Genomic DNA, 6,436 nt, shown 5'->3' with positions numbered 1-6,436 from the left:
ATTACATCCATTACTATAACCACGACCGAATCAAACTGAAGTTAAAAGGGCTGAGTCCTGTGCAATACAGAACCCAGCCCTTGAGCGCCTAGCTTTTATACTGTCCAACTAATTGGGGTCAGTTCATGATGCTGGCTTTTTTAATGAAGGGCAAATGAGCTTAAAAACCCGACCCGGACATCAGCTGTATTGCCGCTGAGGCGGACGCAGGTAAAGCGAGTGGAAAAAACAAATGGCAGGTAATCACCATCCAAACCACAATCACCACCAGCGAAACCACCAATTCAAACTTTTCTGAAAACACGAGGCACCTCCTATCCATCAGGAAACCCGGCTTCTGCACTTTCTCTTACCCAACGCTCAGCATTATTTTCTTAAAGGCATTGCCGGCCATCTCAATCATTCAATCACTTTATGCACATCATTATTGGTAATGTCTGAATATTGATTACTCCTGAAACAATCTGTTTCAACCGTATGCCAAAATTTTAGTCCTCCTCACGCATCAATTTCTTAACAAAGATCAAGCAATTCGTGTAAGTTATATACAAGATAAGTCTAAGACACAGGCGCTTAGGAGAGAAAAACGATAGTGCCCAAACATAACTGCATAGCGGTCTGATAAAACCTGCCATGGAAAAATATTGAGTTGCTGTCTTACAAGCGCAATACTTACACAAAAAAGCAATAAACCTTATTCAAGTACAACACATATGCAACAGATTTTTGTCTTTCCCTCGGCAATGCTGTCAGCATTCAAAAAAGCATTTACGATGGGGGCTTGTTAGTATGCAGGGGCATGACATTGAATGACCTTAAATTTCGTACATCTTGCGCCTGTATTGCCATTATTTTATTTGCTGTTTTTTTGCTTATCCTGAATTTTGAGCATCAGGCACAATTATTAATTACAGAATTTAACTCCCCTGCGCAGCGCAAAATATTAAAAGAAGCCCGCTCTGGCAATAAAGAATTCAACTTTATTGAAAAAGCCATTCAGGATTACGAAGAGATTCCGGATGCATCTCATTTGCAGAATATAAAATTACAATTTCATATTTTTGCTGAACGCATCGAGAAATATCACAATGGCACATACGCAAGCTTATCTGAAAACAACAGGCTATTTCAGGAAAACCTACCTCCTTTGGTAGAGTGGGTTGAAAAATACAAAAAAATATTTAATAAAGAAGAAAAAATAAATATTAATGCACTGCAATCTTCCATGAATAAAGTAGCCCCGCACTTAAGAAAAGTAGTGAGCGCTTTAGACGAAAGAAACAATGAGCTGTTAGAAAAAAATAAAAATAAATTTTCTTCAATGATTCAGTCCAGAGTACTGCTGAATACCCTGCTGTTTTGTCTGATGCTTGGTTTTGCCCTGCTCGCTTTAAGAACCATCTGGCGTAATGAAAAAAATCTGGCTCAATTAAAAAATGCAGAACAAAAAGCGCTAGCGGCCAGCGAGGCAAAAAGTTTATTTTTAGCCAGTATCAGCCATGAAATGCGTACCCCACTTACCACCATTCTGGGCTACACCGAGCTGATCAAAAACGCAGGTGTATTGCCCGAATTAGAAAGCAAATACCTGGATCACACTATTCATTCCAGCCGCCATTTACAAAGTCTCTTAGGCAATGTTTTAGATATGAGTAAGGTTGAAGCGGGCCATATCTCCTACAACAAAGAAAATCTGAGCCTGCGCGCTTTAATCATTGAAATTGAAGCCATATTTCAGCCATTAGCACAAAAAAAAGGGCTGACGCTCTCTATCGAAACCACTGATCCTATTCCGGAGTGTTTGTACTTTGACGGTGGAAAATGGCGGCAGATCATGCTGAACCTGCTCAGCAATGCCATTAAGTTTTCTGATTCAGGAAAAGTCAGTGTGTTTATTTCTATTGAGCAAATAAACGGCGGGGATTTTCATTTAAAAGCGGTGGTTAAAGATCAGGGAATGGGCATTGATAAAAGCGAATCGGATCTTATTTTTAAGTCTTTTGTTCAAACCCAAAGTGGTTTAAAAAAAGGAGGCACTGGTTTAGGATTGGTTTTAAGCAAGGAATACGCCCGCCATATGGGCGGTGATTTATCCTTTATCAGCAGCCGTGGTGCAGGCAGTGAATTCACCGTCACCGTACAGGTTAGTCAAGGAAAAAAAACACCGGCATTGCCGGAATTTAACAAAGCCGATCTGTCACATTTACATATTTTGCTGGTAGAAGATCAGGCGATTAACCGTGAATTAATGCGTTATATTCTGTGTGATGCCGGGGCGCATATTATTGAAGCAGAAAACGGCTCGATTGCTCTGGATTTACTACTCAGAAACCCGCTGATTAATGCCCTGATTATAGACAGAAATATGCCGGAGCCTGATGGTTTACAAACCATCGCTTTAATGCAGGACAATGGATTTTTCTTACCCTCTTTAATGGTAAGTGCAGGTTTACCCCCCAGTGAAGAAGAAATGCAGCGGGTTGGATTAAAAGCATGGCTAAGCAAACCATTTCAGGCCCGCGATTTAGTAAATTCAATTTTCAGGGTTTACCACCATTTAAATGAGCAGGCCCAACCCACCAGCCCCACAGCCCGCCCATTACCGTTATTTAACCCGGCAGCCCGCTCACTGCTTGATTTCAGCACAGAGCGTTTTTCATCTCTTTGTCAGAAAGGTCTGATCCGTATTGAAGAGCTATTGCATGAGCTTACAGAAAATAATCTTCAGCATAACCGCCTCATTGCGCATACAGGCAAAGGGATTGCATTACAAATTGGTGCTGAATCGATTGCTGCACAGCTTGCTGATATTGAAAACACCCAAGGGCAATGTAAAGCAGATCAAATTTCAGAATTAAACCTTTTATTAGTCAATACCCGCATGGCAATGCAGCAATACCATTACAGCAGCCCATCTGATCAATCTGTTTCTTTATAGTCCCATATTACCGGCAAAAGCACGATGCATTATTTAAGGATTAAAAAGCTTAAGTTTTATCTCTCTCCTGACGTGAGCAAGATCGCACTGCAAAATAATCATTAATCGCGCGGCTTTTACCCGTACCCGCCTCCGCTCAGCTTTTTAACCCCATTTTACTTGCTATTGCTCAGCGATTAATTTAATCTTCAGCTGACTTTTTCTGACAGCAATCAATTTAGCAATGTGATCTGCGTATTTATATTTTTAAAATCATAAATAAAAACCCCAATCCCGTTTTATCCGAATGATGGGCATTCAGCATGGCTTGGCCATTTAAAGTAAGCAAAGGACAAATATGAAAGCAAAACACAGTGGCCCGTCAGGTGCCTTTATTGGTGCATCATGGCTCGCCCTATTTATTGGAACGCTGACGTATTCAATCGGCCTCTGGAATGCCACTATGGCACTCAATGAAAAAGGCTATTACTTTACCCTGCTGTTATACGGCTTGTTTGCCGCTATTTCATTACAAAAATCGGTACGCGACCGATTAGAAGATATCCCTGTCACCGGGCTTTATTTCGGGCTTTGCTGGGTTTCTATTGGTGCCGCCCTGTTATTACTTGCTGCAGGGTTATGGAATGCAACACTCACCTCCAGCGAAAAAGGCTTTTACGCAATGTCGTATTTGCTGAGCCTGTTTGCGTCCGTTGCCGTACAAAAAAATGTACGGGATGTGGCCTTGTTAAAACCAGAGTTTGCAGAAACTGAATCAGCAGACCTCAATACTTTCAAATAAAAATTTCAAATAAAAACAAGCGGTGGCTGGCCTCAGCCACCGCTTGTTTTTACTTCAACCTCAAGCTATATACACCTCTCTGACTCCATGCTGAAATTCGCGGCCTGCCTTGTACTGACTTTATTGATCAGCAACCCTTTATATGCAGAAACAGCCTTTCTTTCTGGTACGCCGCTAGATATTCCGGCACCGGCAGATTACCCGCCTGAATGGCGTTACCATTTGCAGGATGCGCCATTTTTTAACGGCAAAGTCTTTGTCATGCAAGCCGGAAACCCGCAGCACCCAAGCATTGTACTGGTGCATGGCCTTGGAAACCGGGCCAGCCGGGACTGGCTGACTCAAATCCCCCGGCTCGCCCGTAATTATCATGTGGTGGCTTTTGATCTGCCAGGATTTGGTTTATCGGGTAATAATGTGGAGCGGCTTTCGCCCGCCCATTATGGCCAGCTTATTAATGCTTTAATTCAGCAATACACAGCGGATCAGCGCGTCATTTTAATTGGCCATTCTTTAGGTGCAGCAATCAGCTTACGCTATACCTATAACCACCCAGAAAAAGTCAGCCATCTGGTGCTGATTGATGCGGCAGGTATTTTGCAAAAAACGGTTTATTTAGATTATTTAAGCAAACTTAATTTTGAGCGCTCAGAAAGCAATTTACCCAATATGCTCATTAATTTTGCCACACGCAAAGTAAATCGCTTACGCTCCAGCCTGATTGAAACTGCAGACGATGTATTGCCTGACCCAAGCTACCTGCTGCACAACACCCCGGTCAGGGAGCATCTTTTTAAAAATCTGCACACTTTTAATGCAGCGCTTTCCCTGCTGGACGAAGATTTCACTGAGGCAATCAGCCATACCCAAACCCCAACCGATATTTTCTGGGGAATGAGCGATCCTGTTGCGCCGCTCAGAACCGCTTATTTACTGGCGGGGCGCATGCCAACTGCCCGTTTAAGCCTGTTTGCCAACACAGGCCATGTGCCTATGGCCGAGCGCCCGGATGAATTTGCCGAGCGCCTGAACAGCGCGCTCACGACGCCTGTTCCGGAAAAAACCACCTGGCCTGCAGCCAGCATCAGCAGCCGGAATCATCTTTGCAATAAAAGTAATCATCAGCGCTTAACCGGCGCTTATGACCGCATTGAGCTGAACGGCTGCAAACAGGTGTACTTGTATAATCTCAGTGCCCGCTCTTTGCTTATCAGCGATTCCAGCGTGTGGCTGGATAATGTGCAGATCAGCAGCCCGGATGCGGCGGTGATCAGCAACCGCTCTCAGATTACCGCCACCAACAGCCGCATAGAGGGCCAGCCTGCACTGTCTGTTGATTCTGGCAATCTGGATTTTGCAGGCGTCTCTGTTCACAGCCAAACGATGCCAATTCAGGCGCGCGGGCGCAGCAAATTGTATTTTTCAGTCAGTGATGTGAATAAGGGCGGAATACAGCGCGTGCTGCATCAAAAAATCAATATCAGCGCAAAAGACTACCAGGCACTGCCAGAATAAGCATCGGGGCTATTCCAGATAGCGGCGTCCGCCATAGCCGCTCACCCCCATCATCAGGCGCACCACAGCATGGCAAAGCCAGGGTAAAACCCGGTAAACCCAGCGATCCCGCTCAACATCGCTTTTTTTAATTTGTACTGCGTCCTTTTGCAATGCACGCATCAGATCGGCACGCAGCTCGCCGGCAAACTGCTTATCACGTACAAAGACATTGGCTTCCCGTGCCAGAAGCAGGCTGAAAGGATCAATATTGCTTGAGCCTACCGTAGCCCAAACACCGTCAATCGCAGCCACTTTGGCATGCATAAAGCCTTTTCGGTATTCATAAATTTCGATGCCCGCACTTAGAAACTGCTGATAAAAACCCCGGCTGGCATAGTGCAGCAAGGCGTGGTCCACCCTGCCCTGCACCAGCAGAACAACATTTACACCGCGCTTAGCCGCATGAATCAGCGCATGACGTAAGCGATATCCGGGCAGGAAATACGCATTAGCAAGGATGATTTCGCTTTTGGCACGCAAAATAGCGCGCAGATATTCACGCTCTATATCACGCCGGTGGCGCAAATTATCCCGGTATAAAAACAAGCCGCGGGCGCGCCCAAGAGCCCTGTCTGATGGTCTGATCACACTTTTTTTTGCCCAGTTTTGTTTAAGCTGCACCCATGCGGTATGCCGCCACAGATGATCCGCCGATTCATGCACCTGAGCCACCAGCGGGCCGATCATGCGCACTGCATAATCATAGCGCGGAGCAAATTCTGGCTGTCCTGGCTCAAAATCAGACAAAATATTGATTCCACCAATAAACGCCACATTGCCGTCAATAACCGCCAGCTTTCGGTGCAAACGGCGTAAACGCTGCCTGTCGAGCGAGAGCATTTTTACTTCCGGCCTAAAAAACAAAACCCTCACGCCCGATTCGGCCAGCTTCTCCCGCCATGACAAAGGCAAATGCCCGGCTCCAAAGCCATCAATCTGTAAGTTAACCCGCACACCGCGCAAGGCTGCAGCGATTAAAGCCTCCATCACCGCCGTGCCTACTTCATCGGCCTCGAATAAATAGCTTTCTAAAAAAACTTCTTGTTGTGCCAGATGAATCGCATCGATCAGCGCGGGAAAATAATCCTGCCCGTTATAAAGTAATTTAAAGCGATTTCCAGCCACATACATAAGTCAGCCTCATCTGCCGTTAGCACAAC

The 6,436-nt window shown here is 45.1% G+C and carries 6 protein-coding genes; 4 read left to right on the top strand and 2 right to left on the bottom strand.

Going from position 1 to position 6,436, the window contains the following annotated elements:
- Positions 1-92: IS3 family transposase (locus CSQ88_RS08840; protein WP_143449393.1), on the top strand; the 92-nt coding region annotated here is incomplete at its 5' end.
- 68 nt (positions 93-160) lie between these two features.
- Here CSQ88_RS08840 and CSQ88_RS22955 read toward each other — a convergent pair.
- Positions 161-304, bottom strand: a complete 144-nt coding sequence (locus tag CSQ88_RS22955; protein ID WP_180273600.1) for a hypothetical protein — start codon at positions 302-304, stop codon at positions 161-163.
- A gap of 501 nt (positions 305-805) precedes the next feature.
- Between CSQ88_RS22955 and CSQ88_RS08835 the strand changes: the two genes are divergently transcribed.
- The 3 genes from CSQ88_RS08835 to CSQ88_RS08825 all read left to right on the top strand — a co-directional run bounded on the left by CSQ88_RS08835 (position 806) and on the right by CSQ88_RS08825 (position 5,234).
- The gene (locus CSQ88_RS08835; protein WP_180273599.1) at positions 806-2,938 is read left to right on the top strand and encodes an ATP-binding protein; all 2,133 of its coding nucleotides are present in this window, start codon (positions 806-808) and stop codon (positions 2,936-2,938) included.
- Positions 2,939-3,275: 337 nt separating this feature from the next.
- Entirely contained in the window at positions 3,276-3,719 is a 444-nt protein-coding gene (gene yiaA / locus CSQ88_RS08830) for an inner membrane protein YiaA (RefSeq protein WP_099397744.1), read from the top strand.
- Between the two features lie 87 nt (positions 3,720-3,806).
- The gene (locus tag CSQ88_RS08825) at positions 3,807-5,234 is read left to right on the top strand and encodes an alpha/beta fold hydrolase (protein WP_099397743.1); all 1,428 of its coding nucleotides are present in this window, start codon (positions 3,807-3,809) and stop codon (positions 5,232-5,234) included.
- Between the two features lie 9 nt (positions 5,235-5,243).
- Here CSQ88_RS08825 and clsB read toward each other — a convergent pair whose 3' ends face one another.
- Positions 5,244-6,407: a cardiolipin synthase ClsB gene (gene clsB, locus CSQ88_RS08820; RefSeq protein WP_099397742.1), complete on the bottom strand. Its 1,164-nt coding sequence runs from the start codon at positions 6,405-6,407 to the stop codon at positions 5,244-5,246.
- Between the last annotated feature and the right edge of the window lie 29 nt (positions 6,408-6,436).

It is taken from the genome of Iodobacter sp. BJB302 (assembly GCF_002735645.1).
In the GTDB taxonomy this organism is placed as follows: Bacteria; Pseudomonadota; Gammaproteobacteria; order Burkholderiales; family Chitinibacteraceae; genus Iodobacter.
This window is presented reverse-complemented; position numbering and strand designations above follow the sequence as displayed.

What these genes read in the sequence shown, in the direction of transcription:
- clsB (WP_099397742.1), bottom strand. Translation starts at nt 6,407, where the DNA reads ATGTATGTGGCTGGAAATCGCTTTAAATTACTTTATAACGGGCAGGAT.
- CSQ88_RS08825 (WP_099397743.1), top strand. Translation starts at nt 3,807, where the DNA reads ATGCTGAAATTCGCGGCCTGCCTTGTACTGACTTTATTGATCAGCAAC.
- yiaA (WP_099397744.1), top strand. Translation starts at nt 3,276, where the DNA reads ATGAAAGCAAAACACAGTGGCCCGTCAGGTGCCTTTATTGGTGCATCA.